General features: G+C 70.9%; 13 protein-coding genes. 7 read left to right on the forward strand and 6 right to left on the reverse strand.

Translation table 11 applies throughout. The features are described from left to right. The first annotated feature begins 411 nt into the window (after positions 1–411). Both ACIBF5_RS04120 and ACIBF5_RS04125 read left to right on the forward strand, forming a co-directional pair. The gene (locus ACIBF5_RS04120; RefSeq protein WP_396807890.1) at positions 412–1,365 is read left to right on the forward strand and encodes a hypothetical protein; all 954 of its coding nucleotides are present in this window, start codon (positions 412–414) and stop codon (positions 1,363–1,365) included. Positions 1,366–1,455: 90 nt separating this feature from the next. After that, positions 1,456–2,985: a M28 family metallopeptidase gene (locus tag ACIBF5_RS04125; RefSeq protein ID WP_396807892.1), complete on the forward strand. Its 1,530-nt coding sequence runs from the start codon at positions 1,456–1,458 to the stop codon at positions 2,983–2,985. Between the two features lie 71 nt (positions 2,986–3,056). On the opposite strand, the gene ACIBF5_RS04130 is transcribed toward ACIBF5_RS04125, so the two are convergent. Genes ACIBF5_RS04130 through ACIBF5_RS04145 form a run of 4 tightly spaced genes read right to left on the reverse strand, consistent with a single transcriptional unit; the run spans position 3,057 to position 8,167 of the window. Next, on the reverse strand, positions 3,057–4,283 hold the full coding sequence (locus ACIBF5_RS04130; RefSeq protein WP_396807894.1) for a hypothetical protein: 1,227 nt from the start codon (positions 4,281–4,283) through the stop codon (positions 3,057–3,059). Positions 4,284–4,293: 10 nt separating this feature from the next. Then, positions 4,294–4,767, reverse strand: coding sequence for a hypothetical protein (locus tag ACIBF5_RS04135; protein ID WP_396807896.1), 474 nt, complete (start codon positions 4,765–4,767; stop codon positions 4,294–4,296). Continuing rightward, positions 4,764–6,458 (reverse strand): GTPase, encoded by a 1,695-nt coding sequence (locus tag ACIBF5_RS04140; RefSeq protein ID WP_396807898.1) that lies wholly within the window; start codon positions 6,456–6,458, stop codon positions 4,764–4,766. The genes ACIBF5_RS04135 and ACIBF5_RS04140 overlap by 4 nt, the downstream gene beginning before the upstream one ends. Further along, positions 6,455–8,167: an ABC transporter gene (locus ACIBF5_RS04145; RefSeq protein ID WP_396807900.1), complete on the reverse strand. Its 1,713-nt coding sequence runs from the start codon at positions 8,165–8,167 to the stop codon at positions 6,455–6,457. Before ACIBF5_RS04145 ends, ACIBF5_RS04140 begins: the two co-directional genes overlap by 4 nt. A 402-nt stretch (positions 8,168–8,569) precedes the next feature. On the opposite strand from ACIBF5_RS04145, the gene dnaK reads away from it, so the two are divergent. The 5 genes from dnaK to ACIBF5_RS04170 all read left to right on the forward strand — a co-directional run bounded on the left by dnaK (position 8,570) and on the right by ACIBF5_RS04170 (position 14,507). Continuing rightward, positions 8,570–10,465 carry a molecular chaperone DnaK gene (gene dnaK / locus ACIBF5_RS04150; RefSeq protein ID WP_396807902.1) on the forward strand — a complete coding sequence of 632 codons (1,896 nt, stop codon included), beginning with the start codon at positions 8,570–8,572 and terminating at the stop codon, positions 10,463–10,465. Between the two features lie 161 nt (positions 10,466–10,626). Further along, positions 10,627–11,490 carry a nucleotide exchange factor GrpE gene (gene grpE / locus ACIBF5_RS04155; RefSeq protein ID WP_396807904.1) on the forward strand — a complete coding sequence of 288 codons (864 nt, stop codon included), beginning with the start codon at positions 10,627–10,629 and terminating at the stop codon, positions 11,488–11,490. 95 nt (positions 11,491–11,585) lie between these two features. Next, a complete protein-coding gene (gene dnaJ / locus ACIBF5_RS04160) occupies positions 11,586–12,782 on the forward strand; it encodes a molecular chaperone DnaJ (protein ID WP_396807906.1) in 1,197 nt (398 codons plus the stop codon). A gap of 27 nt (positions 12,783–12,809) precedes the next feature. Beyond that, positions 12,810–13,250, forward strand: a complete 441-nt coding sequence (locus ACIBF5_RS04165) for a heat shock protein transcriptional repressor HspR (RefSeq protein WP_396807908.1) — start codon at positions 12,810–12,812, stop codon at positions 13,248–13,250. 432 nt (positions 13,251–13,682) lie between these two features. Beyond that, the gene (locus ACIBF5_RS04170) at positions 13,683–14,507 is read left to right on the forward strand and encodes a hypothetical protein (protein ID WP_396807909.1); all 825 of its coding nucleotides are present in this window, start codon (positions 13,683–13,685) and stop codon (positions 14,505–14,507) included. A gap of 161 nt (positions 14,508–14,668) precedes the next feature. Here the strand turns inward: ACIBF5_RS04170 and ACIBF5_RS04175 are convergent, their stop codons facing one another. Next, entirely contained in the window at positions 14,669–15,100 is a 432-nt protein-coding gene (locus ACIBF5_RS04175; protein ID WP_396807911.1) for a hypothetical protein, read from the reverse strand. Positions 15,101–15,271: 171 nt separating this feature from the next. Then, entirely contained in the window at positions 15,272–16,483 is a 1,212-nt protein-coding gene (locus ACIBF5_RS04180; RefSeq protein WP_396807913.1) for a cation:proton antiporter, read from the reverse strand. Position 16,484 lies beyond the last annotated feature (1 nt).

The following is a 16,484-nucleotide window of genomic DNA, read 5'->3' on the forward strand; positions in this document are numbered from 1 at the left end:
GGTCGGCCTCGACCAGTGATCGACAGGTGTCGGGATCGTGAATACCTGTCCTATTTGTGACTATCGGGAGGGTCGCCGCGAAACATCGTGAATTGACACGCTGTAGGGGGCTAGCCAACAAAGCGTTACTACGTCACTGTATGTGGCGGTGCTACCGATGCGGTAGGGAGAACTTCCCCACCGCCCCGCCCGGTTGACGCCGCGTACGTCGGCGCCGGTGATGTCGCATGACCTCGATGTCGCCGGTGCCGGCGTCAGGCGTACGACTACCAGGGTCGGAGCGTCGGCATGACATCGCGGGGGCGGCGCGGCCGAGGTTGTCACGACTTCGGGCGGGCCGTGGCCGTACTCACATTCGCGGTCGCATCGGTTGGTTCGCAGTCGCAGCAGGTCAGGACGAGGAGGTCGACCGTGTCACGTCACGGCACCGATCCCGTACCTTCGCTGCCGCCACGTCACCGGCGGTCCAGCGCCAGCCCGGCCCGTCGCCGGGCCGGCGCCCACCGCGCGGAGGGGCTTGCCGGACCCACCCGGCGCTACCTGTTCATCGTCACACTTCTCGCCAGCACCTCGTCCATGCCGATCATTGCCGCGATAAGTGCCGGTTCGGCGACCGTCGGCGGGAACACGCCCTCGGGCACCACGCCGTTCATCGCCCCGCCGTCGCAAGGGCCGATCGTGCTCGTGCCGTTGCCGCCGACCGCCCTTCCGGCGGACGCACCGCCGAGCGCCGAGGTCTGGCTCACCCCGTCGGTGCAGCGGCATCCAACGGACCCCGCCGGTCCGGGGCCGCGCGGTCCCGGCCCCAACCGACCGGCCCGCCCCGAGCCCGGCCACCCGCCGCAGCCGGTGCCACCTCCGACCCGCCCACCGGTACCGGCCCCCACCCCGACCCCCGAACCGACCGCGCCCGGCCCCGATCCTGAGCCGACCGCCTCGAATCCCACCCCCGGGACCGGAACGCCCGACCCCACCGTCGGCCCCGACCCCACCGTCGGCCCGACCCCGGACCCGACCGACGGACCCAGCCCGGACCCGACGACCACCACTCCCGGTCCCGACCCGACGGCCAGCCCCACCCCGGACCCGACCGGCACGCCCGTCCCCACGGCGAGTGTCTCCCCTGGACCCGGACCGACCGAAAGCATCACCCCGGAACCGACCGCCAGCGGTACGGCCGAACCCACCGCGTCCGCCGAACCGACGGAGAGTGTGCCGCCACCACCGGGGTCGACACTGCCCATCCCCACCCCGTCGCCGGCACCGGACCCCACCGTGGGACGCATTCCGGCGCCTCGATCCGCCCCCACCCCGTCTGCCCGTACGGTGGCGACCGCCCCACCCCGAGTCGTCACCCTGCCGTAACGGCCGATCACGTCACAGTGACGTCTCACTATGCTGACCTTCGTCGATCCCTTCCGGGGTACCTCGGAACCGCTCGAACAGGAGGGCAGTGTGGGTCAATCCCGTCGTACCTGGCCACGTCGTCTGCTGGCCGCGTGCACCGTGCTGGTGGTGGGGGTGGTGGTCGCGGCGCCGCCCGCCCAGGCCACCCATGGCTCCGGGGCGTTGCGCTCCTGGCAGCTACGCAAGGCGGTCACCGCGAACGGTGTCCTGCACCATCTGAAGGAACTCCAGAAGATCAGTGACCGCAACGCGGGCAACCGGGCCTCCGGTAGTGCGGGTTACGACAAGTCGGTCGACTACGCCGAGAAGGTGTTCCGCAAGGCCGGGTACCGGGTGACCCGGCAGGCGTTCGACTTCCAGACCTTCCTCATCAACAGTCCCTCCGAACTGGAGCGGATCTCGCCAGCGCCGGGCGATCTGGAACACCGGATCATGAGTTACTCCGGCAGCGTCGATGTCACCGCGACGGCCAGTGTGCCGGCCGGCGACCCGCTCGGTTGCGTCGCGGCCGACTACGGCCCGGCGAACGTCGGCACGATCGTCGTGGTCAGCCGGGGCACCTGCCCGTTCGGGCAGAAGGCAACCACCGCAGCGGCGGCGGGGGCGGCCGCGATCGTCATGTACAACAACGTTCCCGGGGGTCTGGCCGGCACCCTCGGCAACACCTTCACCGCCGACTTCGGTGCCGTCGGGGTCAGCCAGGCCCTCGGTCAGGAACTCGTCGCCCAGGTTCCCGCCGGGCTCACCCTGCGGGTACACACCGACACCTACCGGGGGATGGCCACCACCGAGAACATCTTCGCCGAGTCACGCTGGGGCAACCCGAACAACGTCGTGATGGCCGGCGCCCACCTCGACTCGGTGCCCGAGGGGCCGGGCATCAACGACAACGGCAGCGGCAGTGGCGCCCTGCTGGAGATCGCCGAACAGATGCGCCGGACGCACCCGAAGAACAAGGTCCGGTTCGCGCTCTGGGGCGCCGAGGAGGCCAACCTGGTCGGCTCGACGTACTACATCGCCAACCTGCCACAGGCCGAGCGGGACAAGATCGCGCTCTACCTCAACTTCGACATGATCGGCTCGACGAACTACGTACGGTTCGTTTACGACGGCGACAACTCGGCCTTCCCGCCGGGAACCGGCTCGGCGGTCGGACCGCCCGGCTCGGGCGCGATCGAGGCCCTCTTCCACAACTATTTCGCCTCGCAGGGGCTGGCCTCGGCCGAAACGCCGTTCTCCGGCCGCAGCGACTACGGCCCGTTCATCGCGGCCGGCGTCGACATCCCCTCCGGTGGCCTCTTCACCGGGGCTGAACTGATCAAGACCGAGGCCGAGGCGGCGGTCTACGGCGGGACCGCGGGGCAGGCGTACGACCCCTGCTACCACCAGGCATGCGACACCATCCGCAACGTGAGCAAGCGGGCGATCGACGAGATGTCCGACGCGGTCGCGCACGCCGTGATCACGTACGCCTTCGACACCCGGAGCCTGAACGTGCCGGCCAGCGGACCGGCCAGCGGCTCCACCGCCCCGGCCGGCGGAGGCGGCGGCCTGCACGACCACGAGTACGAGAGCTAGGCACCATCACGCTGGTACGGGGGCGGCCCGCAAGCCGCCCCCGTACGCGACGTCCAGAACCAGCGCGGCGGTCAGGCGGGCTCCTCACCCAACCGTTGCCGGTTCGCCTCGATCCAGGCGTCCAACGCGTCCGGGTCCTCCGGGTCGATCCCGTCGGCGAGGAGCTGCGCCACCGCGGCCGTCGCCGGGCTGCGCCGCTCCCCGGTGCGGTAGAGCCGGACGAACTCCGGCACCATCTCCTCGATCGCCTGGTCGGTCTGGATCGCGGCCGACGGCGGAAGGCCGCGCTGGCGGGACGCGTACGCGGCCCAGGCGCGTACCGCGCGCGGGAGCATCGCCGCGTCGTCCATGTCCAACACGGCGCGGCGGTGCACCCAGTCGAGCAGGAAGAGACCGGCAACCGCCGGACTCCAGCGCATCGGATCGGCGTCCGGGAAGGTCGCCGAGTGGTCCAGTACCAGGCTGAGGCAGAAGTGCAGGGAGGCCAGGTCGGCTTCGGGTACGTCCGGCAGCCCGAACCGGGCCGCCTCCGGCGAGTCGAGGAAGGCCCGTACGAGCGTGGTGCGCTGCTCCGCCGTGAGCGGCTCGGGCTCGTCCGGCACCACCGTCAGGGCAGCCGCCGGCAACAGTGCCAACCGGGCGCCGACCAGGGCCCGGTCGGTGGCGAGCGAACCCTCCGCCGGCAGGTCTCCGAGTCCGTCGGTGACCTCCAGAAAGCGTGCCACCTCCTGACGGAGCCGGCGCGGGTCCTCCTCGCGGAACCAGGTCAGCTCGTCCTCGGTGCACATCTCGCGCACCTGTCCGAGAATCCGCTCGGCCGGGCCGCCGACGAAGACGTCCTTGGCGATGCCGATGTTGTGGTCGACCAGGGCCACCACCGCGTGCTCCGGCCCGCCCGCCTCGCCGTCGTCGTACGCGAAGGTGGCCAGGTAGGACGTTTGGTCGCCGTACACGTCGCCGTATGCGTAGCTGCCGGTGAGCCGCACCCGGCCCAACTGCTCGGACCACGGCGGCGCGGTGGCGCCCCGCTTGACCGAGGCGGCGCCCTCGGCGTCCGGGACCAGGGTGGCGAAGACGTTCCGGATGGTGATCGCGGCTGCGGTGCGGCGGCGCGAGGTCGCGGCCAGGAAACCGCCCACGAATTCGCGTACGGCCCCGCTGCGGTCCTCGTCGGCGATCGCGTAGATGCTGCCCAGAAGTGCCGTGCCGAGCATTTCGGCGTCGAGCGCGCAGTCCAGCTTGGTTACGTCGCGGGCAGCGTGCAGCACCGCGTCGTAGGGGGTTTGAGGCGTCGCCATGGGTTCGACCCTACGCCCGGGGCCACCTGGTGAGCATCAGCAGCGCGCTCGGCGCGAGTACGCCCAGAGCGAGCGAGACGAGGCTCGCGACCAGTCCGCCGCCGGTCAGCGTCCCGTGGTGGGACAGGTGGAAGATCAGGTGCGCGGTGGAGAAGAACAGGACCCCGCCGAGCACCACCCGGGTCACCCGCCGGTCGGCGAGCCAGGCGGCGGTGAGTAGTAGCCCGCCCAGGGTCAGGAACGCCGCTCCGACGTCGGTCATCAGGTGGGCGTTGTACGGCGGGTACGCGGCGGTCCAGGTCTGCCCGAGGCCCGGAAAGTGGTCGAAGAACCAGCGCGGCGCGAGTACGGCCGGCAGGCCCCAGGAGAGGTGCAGCAGCCCGAGCAGGATCAGCCCGGCCCGGACCAGCGGAACCGCCCAGCGGGTCAGCGGGTGCTGTCGCGCCGGCCGGTCCGGCCCACGGGGTCGCCCGGTCCCGGTCAACGGCCGGTGGTGGCCAGGGCCAGTGCCTCACGGGCCTGGGCGTACCGGCGCAGCACCTCACGTACGGGGATGACGACAAGCTCCCGGCCGACCTCGCCGACGGCGGCGTGCAGCCGCTCCTCCGCCCGGCCACCGGCCCGCCGCGCCGCCCAGCCGATGATCGGCTTGACCAGTAGCGCGACGACCAGACCGAGTAGCAGCCCGCCGAGCAGCATCAGGGTCGGCACCGGCGCCGACCCGACGGCCGGGTAGTCCAGCGCCGGCAGGCCCAGTGCCCGCAGGGCGTAGCCGAGGGTCAGCCAGCCGAGACCGCCCAACGCGGCCAGGATGGCCAGCCACTGCACTCCGCCGACCAGCCGCCACCAGAGCGGACGCCGTTCCAGGCCGAGGTCCGTGCCGGCCACCGCGCGGTCGAGCGCGTCCGGCAGGTCACCGAGGCGGGACCGGGCGGCAGCGGCGACCGCCGCCGTCCACGGGGTCGGGAGCGCGGAGCCGGCCTGGTCGGAGATGGCCCGTACGGCGAGGCCGACGGCGGCCCGCTGGGCGGCGGTCGGATCGGGCAGCGAGGTGACCGGGACCGGGTTCGGTCGATCCTGTTCGTCCCGGGGCGTGGCGTCGGCGCCGGGCAGGTGTAGCCGTCGCAGCGGGTCGGGTCGCAGTTTCCGCCAGCCGCGTACCACCGGCCAACCGGTCGCCCCGGATGCCCGGTGCACGTACGCCGAGCGGGTCGCCTCCGCCACCGCCGGCACCCCGGCCGATCCGGCGAGGGCCTCGGTGAGCCGCCGGATGGTCCGCCGGTCGACGTCGTTCTCCCCGGCCGGTGGGCCCACCAGGGCGGCCAGGTCACCGACGACCACGTCCACGTCGGCGGAGAGCCGACTCAGTGCCGCCTGCCGCTCGCTGACCGTACGTTCCAGCGTGGCTCGCAGGTCGGCGATGCCGGACTGGTTCAGGGTCGAGGTGGCCAGCACCGGCACCTGGTCGAGTTGGTCGGCGGCGAGGATCCGGCGCAGGTCGGCGACGACCCGGGGCACCTCGGCCGGGGGGAGTCGGTCCGCCTGGTTCAGCACCACGACGGTGACGTCCTGGTGGCGGTCGAAGTCGCGCAGGTAGCTGGCGTGAACCACCCGGTCGGCGTACTTCTGCGGGTCGACCACCCAGACCACGAGGTCGACCAGACCGAGCAGCCGGTCCACCTCCGACCGGTGCGAACGCTGTACCGAGTCGAAGTCGGGCAGGTCGAGCAGGACCAGCCCGTGCAGGGCGAGTTCGTCGTCGCCGTCGAGGGCGCTCTCCCGGACGAACCGGTGGCGGGGCAGGACGCCGACCCAGTCGAGCAGCTTGGACGCCTCGGCCAACGGTCCCCAGACGCAGGCGTGGGTGACGCCGGTGGTCGGCCGCCGGACGCCGACCGGGGACATCTCCCAGCGGGCGAGCGCGTTGAAGAGGCTCGACTTGCCGCTGCCGGTGGCCCCGGCGAGGGCGACGACGGTGTGGTCCCGGGAGAGCGCGAGCCGGGCCTCCGCGCGTTCGACGAGCGTGTGTGCGGCGCCGAGGCGCTTTTCCGGCAGCAGCCCGTCGACCGCGCGACGGAACCGTTCCACCGCCTCCAGGCGGTTCAGCAGCCGGTCCGCGTCGATCAGCCGGCCGCCGTGCAGCGCGTCGCGTACCTTGCCGGCGAGATTGCTCACCGCGCGCCCTCCGGAGCTGTCGGGTTGCCGGTGGTGGTGAGGGCGGTGGCGGCGCGGGCGCGTTCGACCGCGTCGCCCGCTTCGCGCAGCCGGATGCCGGGTTCGGCGCCGACCTCGACCGTGGCGAGTGGGGCCAGGTAACGCTCCAACTCCTCGTCGAGCAGCCGGTCGACGAGGACCAGTAGGTCCTGCCGGGCGCGGGTGGCGAGGGTACGGATCGCCTGGTCGCCGAAGATCGCTTCGAGCACCTTCTGGGCGGCGACGGTGGTGCCGCCAGCGGTCGCCACCTCCAGGCCGGTGGGGATGAACGCGGTCGAGGCGAAGACCGCGACCATCACCGCGAGACCCATGGCGTTGACCGCGTACGCGGCGGTCCGGGCGACGAATCGTTTGCCGCCGGCCTCGGTGCGGACGAGGTCGAGCACTCCCCGCTGCCAGTCCCGGATCAGCCGCTCGGCCCGTTCGGGAAGGTCGGCACCGGGACGGGCCAGCTCCGGGGTGAGCAGGGCGGCTCCGGACGGGTGGGTCTGCCAGCCCAGGTACGCCGTCTCGGCCGCCTCGGCGGCGACTCCGCGCAGCAGTTGTACGAGCTGCGACTCGATGGCGCTCTGGAGTTGACGGCCGGGGGCCGGGCGTCCGGTCACCGCGGCGACGACGCGGTCGCGCAGTTGCCCGACCCGCGCCTCCAGGGTGCGGAACAGCTCTCCGGTGCCGACGAACTCCTGCCAGCGGTTGAGTACCTCACCACGGAGCAGGCGCCCGTCCTGGAGCCCGTGCTCGACCGTACGCCGGCCGCCCCGGTAGGCGGCGCTGGCTCGTTCGCCGAGGTCTTCGGCGGTGGCGGCCTGGTCGTCGGCGGCGTCGGCCAGCCGGTCGACCGAGGTCCGCAGCGCGGTCAGCGCGCCGTCGAGGGTCTGGCGGACCACCGCGGACCGGGCGTCGGCGTCGGCGGCGAGCCGCCCGAACCAGGAGCGCAACGGTTCCGTGTACCGCTCCGGTAGCAGGCCCTGCCCGTCGACCTGGGTCTCCGGGAGTACGAAGAGCGGCGCGGCGCCGAGTTCCTGTGCGGCGAGCATCTCCGCGAGGTGGTCGGCGATCTCGTCGGCGGCTTCGCGTGGCACCCGGTCCAGGACCAGGGCGATGACCGTGCCCCGCAGGCGCGCGGTACGGAGCAGTTCCCACGGGACGGCGTCGGCGTAGCGGGCGGCGGTCGTCACGAAGAGCCACAAATCCGCTGCGGCGAGAAGTTGGGTGGCGAGTGCCCGGTTCGCGTCGACGACGGAGTCGATGTCCGGTGCGTCGAGGAAGGCCAGGCCGGGGGCGAGGGCTGGGGCGGCGATCAGTTGCAGGGTGCCGGGGTCGTCGCTCGCGTCGCTGGTCCGGGTGAGGCCGGGGAGCAGTTCGCCCTGGCGGAACCAGGCCAGGTCGCTCGGGTGGCAGACCAGCACCGGTGCCCGGGTGGTCGGCCGGAGCACGCCGGTGGCGCTGACCCGGGCCTGGACCAGGCTGTTGACCAGGGTCGACTTGCCGGCACCGGTGGAGCCGCCGACGACCACGAGCAGTGGGGCGTCGAGCCGGGCGAGCCGGGGCAGCAGGTAGTCGTCGAGTTGCGCGGTGACCGCCGCACCGGTCTGCCGGGCCTCCTCCGCCGAGGGCAGGACCAGCGGGTACGCGGTGTCGCTGATCGCCGAGCGGAGATCGAGCAGCATGGACCGGAGGTCTGGCCTTCCGGGAGGGGAGGTCGGCGGGGAGGTGGGCCGGCTCTCGTCGGCATCCGCCGAGAAAGATTCGGATATTGTGGGAGGTTTCACCACAATGGTAGGCACGCCGGGACCGCTTGCCGGATCGCCGTGCCTCGTCACGGGTAAAGCCTGCCTGATGTATGCAAGACAGACAACACTCGCCCTCCGCGCCCGACCCGTACCGGTGTCGGGCGGTCAACGTTCCGGCCCGGCGGGAGGGCCGAACGGTCGGGTTGCGTCGATGTGACTCAACTCCGACTTGACGCCCAGCATGATCGTGGCACTATTGAGTCCGGTCCACTCAACTTGCGGTGGGTGTGCTGCGGGCGGTGCCCGTCACCTGCCTAGTAACGAAGCGAGGAAGCGAAGATGGCACGTGCGGTCGGCATCGACCTCGGCACGACGAACTCCTGCGTCAGCGTTCTCGAAGGCGGTGAGCCAACCGTCATCGCCAACGCCGAGGGCTCGCGGACGACTCCTTCGATCGTCGCGTTCGCCCGCAACGGCGAGGTTCTCGTCGGTGAGGTCGCCAAGCGTCAGGCGGTGACCAACCCGGACCGGACCATCCGGTCGGTCAAGCGGGAGGTCGGCACCAACTGGTCGGTAGACATCGACGGCAAGAAGTACACCCCGCAGGAGATCTCCGCGCGGACGCTGATGAAGCTCAAGCGGGACGCGGAGGCGTACCTCGGTGAGCGGATCACTGACGCGGTGATCACCGTTCCGGCGTACTTCAACGACGGGCAGCGGCAGGCGACCAAGGAAGCTGGCGAGATCGCCGGCTTCAACGTACTGCGGATCGTGAACGAGCCGACCGCGGCGGCGCTCGCCTACGGACTCGACAAGGGCTCCAAGGAGCAGACCGTCCTGGTCTTCGACCTTGGTGGCGGCACCTTCGACGTGTCGCTGCTGGAGCTCGGCGATGGCGTGATCGAAGTCAAGTCGACCAGTGGTGACAACCACCTGGGCGGCGACGACTGGGACGAGCGGATCATCGACCACCTGGTCAAGACCTTCCGTGGCCAGCACGGCGTCGACCTGGCCCAGGACAAGATGGCGATGCAGCGCCTGCGCGAGGCGGCCGAGAAGGCCAAAATCGAGCTGTCCGCGGCCACCACGACCAGCATCAACCTGCCGTACATCACTGCCGGTCCGGCGGGCAGCGACGGTGCCCCCTCGGCCCCGCTGCACCTGGACGCGACGCTCACCCGGGCCGAGTTCCAGCGCATGACGCAGGACCTGCTGGACCGCTGCAAGGGCCCGTTCGAGCAGGCGATCAAGGACGCCGGGATCAAGGTCTCCGACGTCGATCACGTGATCCTGGTCGGTGGCTCGACCCGGATGCCGGCCGTCTCCGAGCTGGTCAAGCAGCTCATCGGCCGGGACCCGAACAAGGGCGTCAACCCGGACGAGGTCGTCGCGGTCGGCGCGGCGCTCCAGGCCGGTGTGCTCAAGGGCGAGGTCAAGGACATCCTGCTGCTCGACGTGACCCCGCTCAGCCTGGGCATCGAGACCAAGGGCGGCATCTTCACCAAGCTGATCGAGCGCAACACCGCCATCCCGACCAAGCGTTCCGAGGTCTTCACCACGGCCGACGACAACCAGCCGTCGGTGCTGATCCAGGTCTTCCAGGGCGAGCGTGAGATCGCGGCGTACAACAAGAAGCTCGGCACCTTCGAGCTGACCGGGCTGCCGCCGGCACCGCGCGGGGTGCCGCAGGTCGAGGTCACCTTCGACATCGACGCCAACGGCATCGTCCACGTCAACGCCAAGGACCTGGGCACCGGCAAGGAGCAGTCGATGACGATCACCGGCGGCTCGGCGCTGCCGAAGGACGACATCGAGCGGATGATGCGCGACGCGCAGGACCACGCCGACGACGACAAGCGTCGTCGCGAAGAGGCGGAGACCCGCAACGTCGCCGAGCAGCTCCAGTGGCAGACCGAGAAGTTCCTGGCCGAAAGCGGCGACAAGCTGCCGGCGGAGTCCCGCGACCAGATCAGCGAGGCCCTCGGCGACCTGCGTAGCGCCCTCGGCGGCAACGACCTTGAGGCGATCAAGTCGGCGCACGAGAAGCTGGCCACGGTCTCCCAGCAGGCAGGCTCGCTGCTCTACTCGCAGCAGGCGGAGCAGGGTGAGCAGCCGGGCGCCGCGGGTGCTGGTGCTGGTGCTGGTGCGACCGGTGCCGGCGCGACCGGCAAGCCGGCCGGCGGTGCCGACGACGTGGTGGACGCGGAGATCGTCGACGAGGACGACAAGAAGTGACCCGTCGCCACCACACCGGCCCGGTCGCCAGCGGGCGGCCGGGACCGGGGCTGCCTTCGACTCCGTCCGGTTCGAGGTAGTCGCGTGGCCGAACAGCGCAAGGGAATCGGCGTGCACGGTCCGATGGATCGTGGCGCGGCCGAGCGGAGCGAGGAGAAGCCATGACGGAGAAGCCACAAGCCGCCGACCCGGAGACCACCGGGTCGGCGCCGGGTGGCTCCGGCCCGGGTGAGGAGCAGGCCGCCGAGCGGGTCGTCATCCGGAACAATCGGAAGATCACCCAGCCCGACGGTGACAGCGGCCCGGCAGCCGGCGTAACCGCCGACGAGCCCGGCCCCGTCGACGCCGGGGAACCGGCCGACGAGGCCGATCTGGACGACCCGACCGGTGACGACGAGTCGACGGACGAGTCGGAACAGTCGGACACCCCGATCCTGGACGAGCTGGTCGAGGAAGCCGAGGTCGAGGTCGAACTCGCCGACGGCAAGGCCCGTGGCCCGAAGCTCGACCAACCGACCGGCCCCGAGGGAGCCGTGGTGGACTCGCCGGCCAAGCCGGTGAGCGGGGCCCCCGTCGAGGCGAGCCCGCTCGGCGCCGAACTGGAGGCGCTCCGGGCCGAGCTGGACGAGCGGACCAAGGATCTCCAGCGGGTCTCGGCGGAGTACGCCAACTACCGCAAGCGGGTCGACCGGGACCGGGGAGTGGCGGCCGAACAGACCATGGGTTCGGTGCTGACGGCGCTGCTGCCCGTACTGGACGACCTGGACCGGGCACGTGAGCACGGCGACCTGGTCGGACCGTTCGGCTCCGTCGCCGATCAGCTCAACGGGGCGTTGACCCGGTTCGGCCTGACTGCGTTCGGGGAGAAGGGCGACCCGTTCGACCCGACCCGGCACGAGGCGGTGGCGCACCAGACCTCGGCCGAGGTCACCGAGCCCACCTGCGTCGATGTGATGCGCCGGGGATACCAGCTCGGCGAACGGCTGCTGCGGCCCGCGCTCGTGGCCGTCGCGGATCCGGAGTAGTTGAAATCGACTGTCATGATCGGGGCGTGCCGGAGCCGCTACACGGCGGGTGAGGTACGCCCCGATCACGACATCAGGGAGGGGGTGGACGACTGATGAGTTCCAAGGACTGGCTGGAGAAGGACTTCTACGCCGTACTGGGTGTGGGCAAGTCCGCCTCCTCTGACGAGATCAAGAAGGTGTACCGGAAGCTGGCCCGGGAGTCCCACCCGGACCACAACCCGGGAGACCCGAAGGCGGAGGAGCGGTTCAAGGCCGTTTCCGAGGCGTACCACGTCCTTTCCGACGAGCGGAAGCGTCGCGAGTACGACGAGATGCGGTCGCTCTTCGGCTCGGGCGCGTTCCGGCGCAATGCCCGCGCGGGTGGTCAGCCCGGTCCGGGCGGTTACCCGTTCGACGTTTCCGACCTGTTCGGCAACGCCGGTCAGGCCGGCGGTGCCGGTGATCGTCGGTTCGGCGGTGCCGGTTTCTCCGACCTGTTCAGCTCGATCTTCTCCGGGGGCGGCGGCGCCGCCCCCGGTGCCCGTGGCCCGGCACGCGGGCGTGACGTCGAGGCCGAGGTGGCGCTCGACTTCAACGACGCCGTACGCGGGGTGACCCTGCCGCTCACCCTGCGGGCGCCGGGTGTCTGCGACACCTGCCACGGTGACGGCGCCAAGCCCGGCACCCAGCCGCGTGCCTGCCCGCAGTGTCACGGAGCCGGCGTGGTCACCCGCAACCAGGGCTCGTTCAGCTTCTCCGAGCCGTGCCGCGAGTGCCAGGGCGTCGGCACGGTGGTGGAGGAGAAGTGCCCGGAGTGCCTGGGCACCGGCGGGGTGACCAAGACCCGCACGCTCAACGTACGGTTCCCCGCCGGGGTCGCGGACGGCCAGCGGATCCGGCTCGCCGGCCGGGGTGAACCGGGCGAGCGCGGCGGCTTGGCCGGCGACCTGTACGTCCTGGTCAAGGTTCGTGGCGACGACCTCTTCGGGCGCAGCGGCGACGACCTGACCCTGACCGTGCCGATCACCTTCGCCGAGGCGGCGCTCGGCACCGACCTGCGGTTGCCGACCATGGACGGAGCGGTGACCCTGCGGGTGCCGCCCGGTACGCCCAGCGGCCGGATTCTGCGTGCGCGGGGCAAGGGAGTGGTCCGCCGCGATGGCCAGCAGGGCGACCTGTTGGTGACCGTGGAGGTGGTGGTGCCGTCGCAGCTCTCCCCGGAGGCGCGCGAGGCACTGGAGATGTTCGCCAAGCAGAGTTCGCCGGCTGCGCGGGAACATCTTGACGCTCGGGTGCGTCGGGTTAGTTAGTGGTGACGGAAGCGGAGGTGAGTGGCGATGCCTGAAGAGATCATCATCTCGGTCGAGCAGTCGTCCGATGCCAAGGTGCTGATGATTTCGGTAGCGGCCCGGATGGCGGGGATGCACCCACAGACCCTTCGCCAGTACGACCGGATGGGCCTGGTCCAGCCGGGTCGGGCGGCCGGTGGCGGGCGGCGTTACAGCGCCCGTGACGTCGCCCTCCTCCGTGAGGTGCAGCGGCTCAGCCAGGACGACGGGGTGAACCTCGCCGGCATCAAGCGGATCATCGGGCTGGAGCAGCTCGTCGACGAGTTGCAGCAGCGGATGGAGCAGATCGAGAGCGAGCTGGAGCACGCGTACCGCCGGGTCGCGGAGCTGGAGGCGGCGGCTGCCGCCGGTCCGTTCCCCCGCCGCGATCTGGTGCCGACCAACCAGGTGTCGACAGCCCTCGTCGTCTGGCGCCCGCGCCGCTCGTGAGGCGTCGCCCGTGAAGCATCCGACCGAAAGACCTGAACGCCCCGCATTCCCGCCCGGGATGCGGGGCGTTGGCCTAGTTTGGGACTGCCGGTCCGGGTCGGGATTCACGGGGGGTCCCGATCCGGACCGGGTCAGCGGGAGGCGGCCGGACCTGCCCGAAGGATGATCCGTAAGGTCGTCGGTGTGATCGTGCGATTCGATGTCCGGACGCGGGGCGGGTTCCACCGGCCGGACAGCCGGCGGGTGGCGGACCGCCGGGCGGGATGGTCACGCCGGAGCCTGACAGTCATGGTCGGCCTGATGCTGGCGGTGTTGTCGGTCGCAGGCTGTGGTGGCGGCGGCGGTGAGGTCGTTGGCGGTGATGTTGGCGGGTGGGTTTCCCCGGGCGGTACGTCTGGAGTTCCCAGCCCCGTACCGGCTCCGGGGGACGGGATGGGCGCGGCCCCCGGAACGACGGGAGCGTCCGCCACGGGTTCGGCCGGTTGCCGTCCCGCCAACGGGTGGGACTGCACCTGGCAGAAGCGGTTCACCACCGTCACTGACCTGGTGAAGAAGAAGCCGGGATCGCTCGGGATCGAACTGCGGGACCGGAAGACCGGTGCCGTGTGGCGGACCGGTCCGACCGACCACCGCTACTGGACCGGGTCGACCATCAAGCTCGCCATGGTCACCAGCGTGCTGGAACGCGCTCGTTCGGGCGAGGTGACGCTCACCGACGACGATCGGAAGAAGGTCGCCGACATGCTGGCGTTCTCGTCGGACGAGGCGGCGGACGCGATCTGGAAGAAGTTCGGCCGGGACGCGATGGTCGGACGGTTCACCAGCCGGTACGGGATGTCGAAACTCGCCTTCGCCGGGTCCTCCCGCTACTGGGGGTTCATGAAGTGCACCCCGACCGACCTGGCGGCGCTGATGTCGTACGTGCTGAAGACGCTCGACCCGGAGGATCGGTCGTACCTGGTCGGTGCGATGCGGGACACCGACTCGATCCAGCACTGGGGAGTGTGGGCCGCCGGTGCCAACCAGCAGCCGGGCAACAAGAACGGCTGGTCGGTCGAGACCGACAACGGCAAGGATCATTGGCTCACCAGTTCGGTCGGGTTCGTCGGTCCGGACCAGCGCTACGTTCTCGCGATGATGTACGACATGCCCGCTGGCCAGGACTCCCTGAAGCTCGGCGGCCAGACGCTCAGTGACATCGCGGCGGTGCTGTTCGGGGCGAAGACCCCGGCCCAGGTCGTGGTACGTCCAAGCTGACGCTCGCTACCCGTGGCGTCGTACGGGCACCCAGCCGAGGAACCGTTCGCAGAGGACGCGGGAGTCCGGTGGGGCACCCAGCTCGGGATCGATGGATGTGACCGGCGCCCGGTGGCGGAAGTCGACCGAGATTGGTGCGGGCGTTGTCGTGTGTGCTGCTCTCAGCCGAGGCGGCGGCCCTGGCGGACCAGGCCACCCTCGCACCACTCGTGGTAGTTGAAGAGTTCCGGCCTGGCCAGCAGCACGCGACTGTTGTGCGCCCACACCTGCATCGGTTCGTCGCCGTTCTGCTCGGCCTGTTCGACGAGCTTGCGCAGTCGCCGCTTCGGGTGGGCCCGGAACTTGGTCCGGATGCCGTCGGCGGCGTAGATGTAGAGGCAGTGCAGCGCGAACCGGCGGGCCGGGCAGGAACGGTCCATCGCCAGCTCGAAGAGGGTGGTGATGAGCCGGTCACCGGAGACCAGCAGGTCCCAGTCCTGTGGCATGGATTGCAGCGGCACCGAGTCCGGTTGGTAGGCCCAGGCGCGCAACTCGGCCGGAGTCGGGTCGACCGGGTTGGAGAAGCCTTGGAACGCGGTCTCTTGCACGCTCACCCGGCGACCTTCCGCTCGCGAGCACGGGACATCCGCAGCATCCCGTGCACACCACCAACCTGCTGCGGCGACACGGTAGCGTGCCGCCGCCGATCTGGGGAAGAACCCTGACGTGCCATTTCATCAAGCCGTTACGTCGAAAGTACGCAGAGTCCCCCGTGCTGGGATGATTCAGTCCGTAACGGGTGCCGGATTCATCGCCGCCGACTGTGCCTTGCGGCGCAGCCAGTCCTTGAACCAGCGCATGTCCGGCAACCGGGCCAGCATCGGTCCGGTGACCACGGTGATCAGGACGTACGCCGTCGCGAGCGGGGCCAACTGCGGTTCGATCGCCACACCGGCCGAGGTGACCGCCAGTCCGGCGATGACGATCGAGAACTCGCCGCGTGGCACCAGTGCGAGCCCCGTACGCCAGCGACCCGGTAGGGCGATCCCGACCCGGCGGGCGGCCAGGTAGCCGGTGAGCACCTTGGTGCCCATCGTCACGATCGCCAGGCCCAGGGCCGGGAGCAGCACCGGTGGCATGTCGGCCGGATCGGTGGCGAGTCCGAAGAAGACGAAGAAGACGGCGGCGAAGAGGTCCCGCAGCGGTGAGAGCAGTTGGGTCGCGTGGTGGGCCACCGGCCCGGAGAGCGCGATGCCGACGAGGAACGCGCCGACTGCCGCCGAAACCTTCAGCCCGGCCGCGAGTCCGGCCACCAGCAGGGTCAACCCGAGTACGCCGAGCAGCAGCGCCTCCGGATCCTGGGGCGCGAACATGCGCGAGATGATGTGCCCGTACCGGATTGCCACCACCAGCACCACGACGACGGTGGCGACCGCGATAACCAGCGCCTGGGCGCCGCCGAGCAGCCCGATCCCGGCCAGCAGCGCGGTGACCAGCGGCAGGTAGAGCGCCATCGCGAGGTCTTCGATCACCAGGATCGACAGGATCACCGGGGTTTCCCGGTTACCGAGCCGGCCGAGGTCGGCCAGGACCTTGGCGATCACGCCGGACGAGGAGACCCAGGTGATGCCGGCGAGCACCACGGCGGCGAGCCAGCCCCAACCGAGCAGGAGCGCGAAGGCCGCCCCGGGCAGCGCGTTGAGCAGCCCGTCGATCAGTCCGGCTGGAGCGGCGGCACGCAGGTTGCCGACGAGTTCGCTGGCGGTGTATTCCAACCCCAGCATGACCAGCAGCAGGATCACGCCGATCTCGGCGCCGACGGCGAAGAACTCCTCGCTGGCCGAGAGGGGCACGATGCCGCCGTGGCCGAAGGCCAGGCCGGCCAGGAGGTAGAGCGGAATCGGAGAGAGACCGATCCGCCGGCTGAGTCGACCGAGCAGGCCGAGCCCGAGCAGCAGTGCGCCGACTTCGATGAGCAGGACGGTCTGATCGTGCATT

It is taken from the genome of Micromonospora sp. NPDC050417, from assembly GCF_044458865.1.
Lineage (GTDB): Bacteria > Actinomycetota > Actinomycetes > Mycobacteriales > Micromonosporaceae > Micromonospora_G.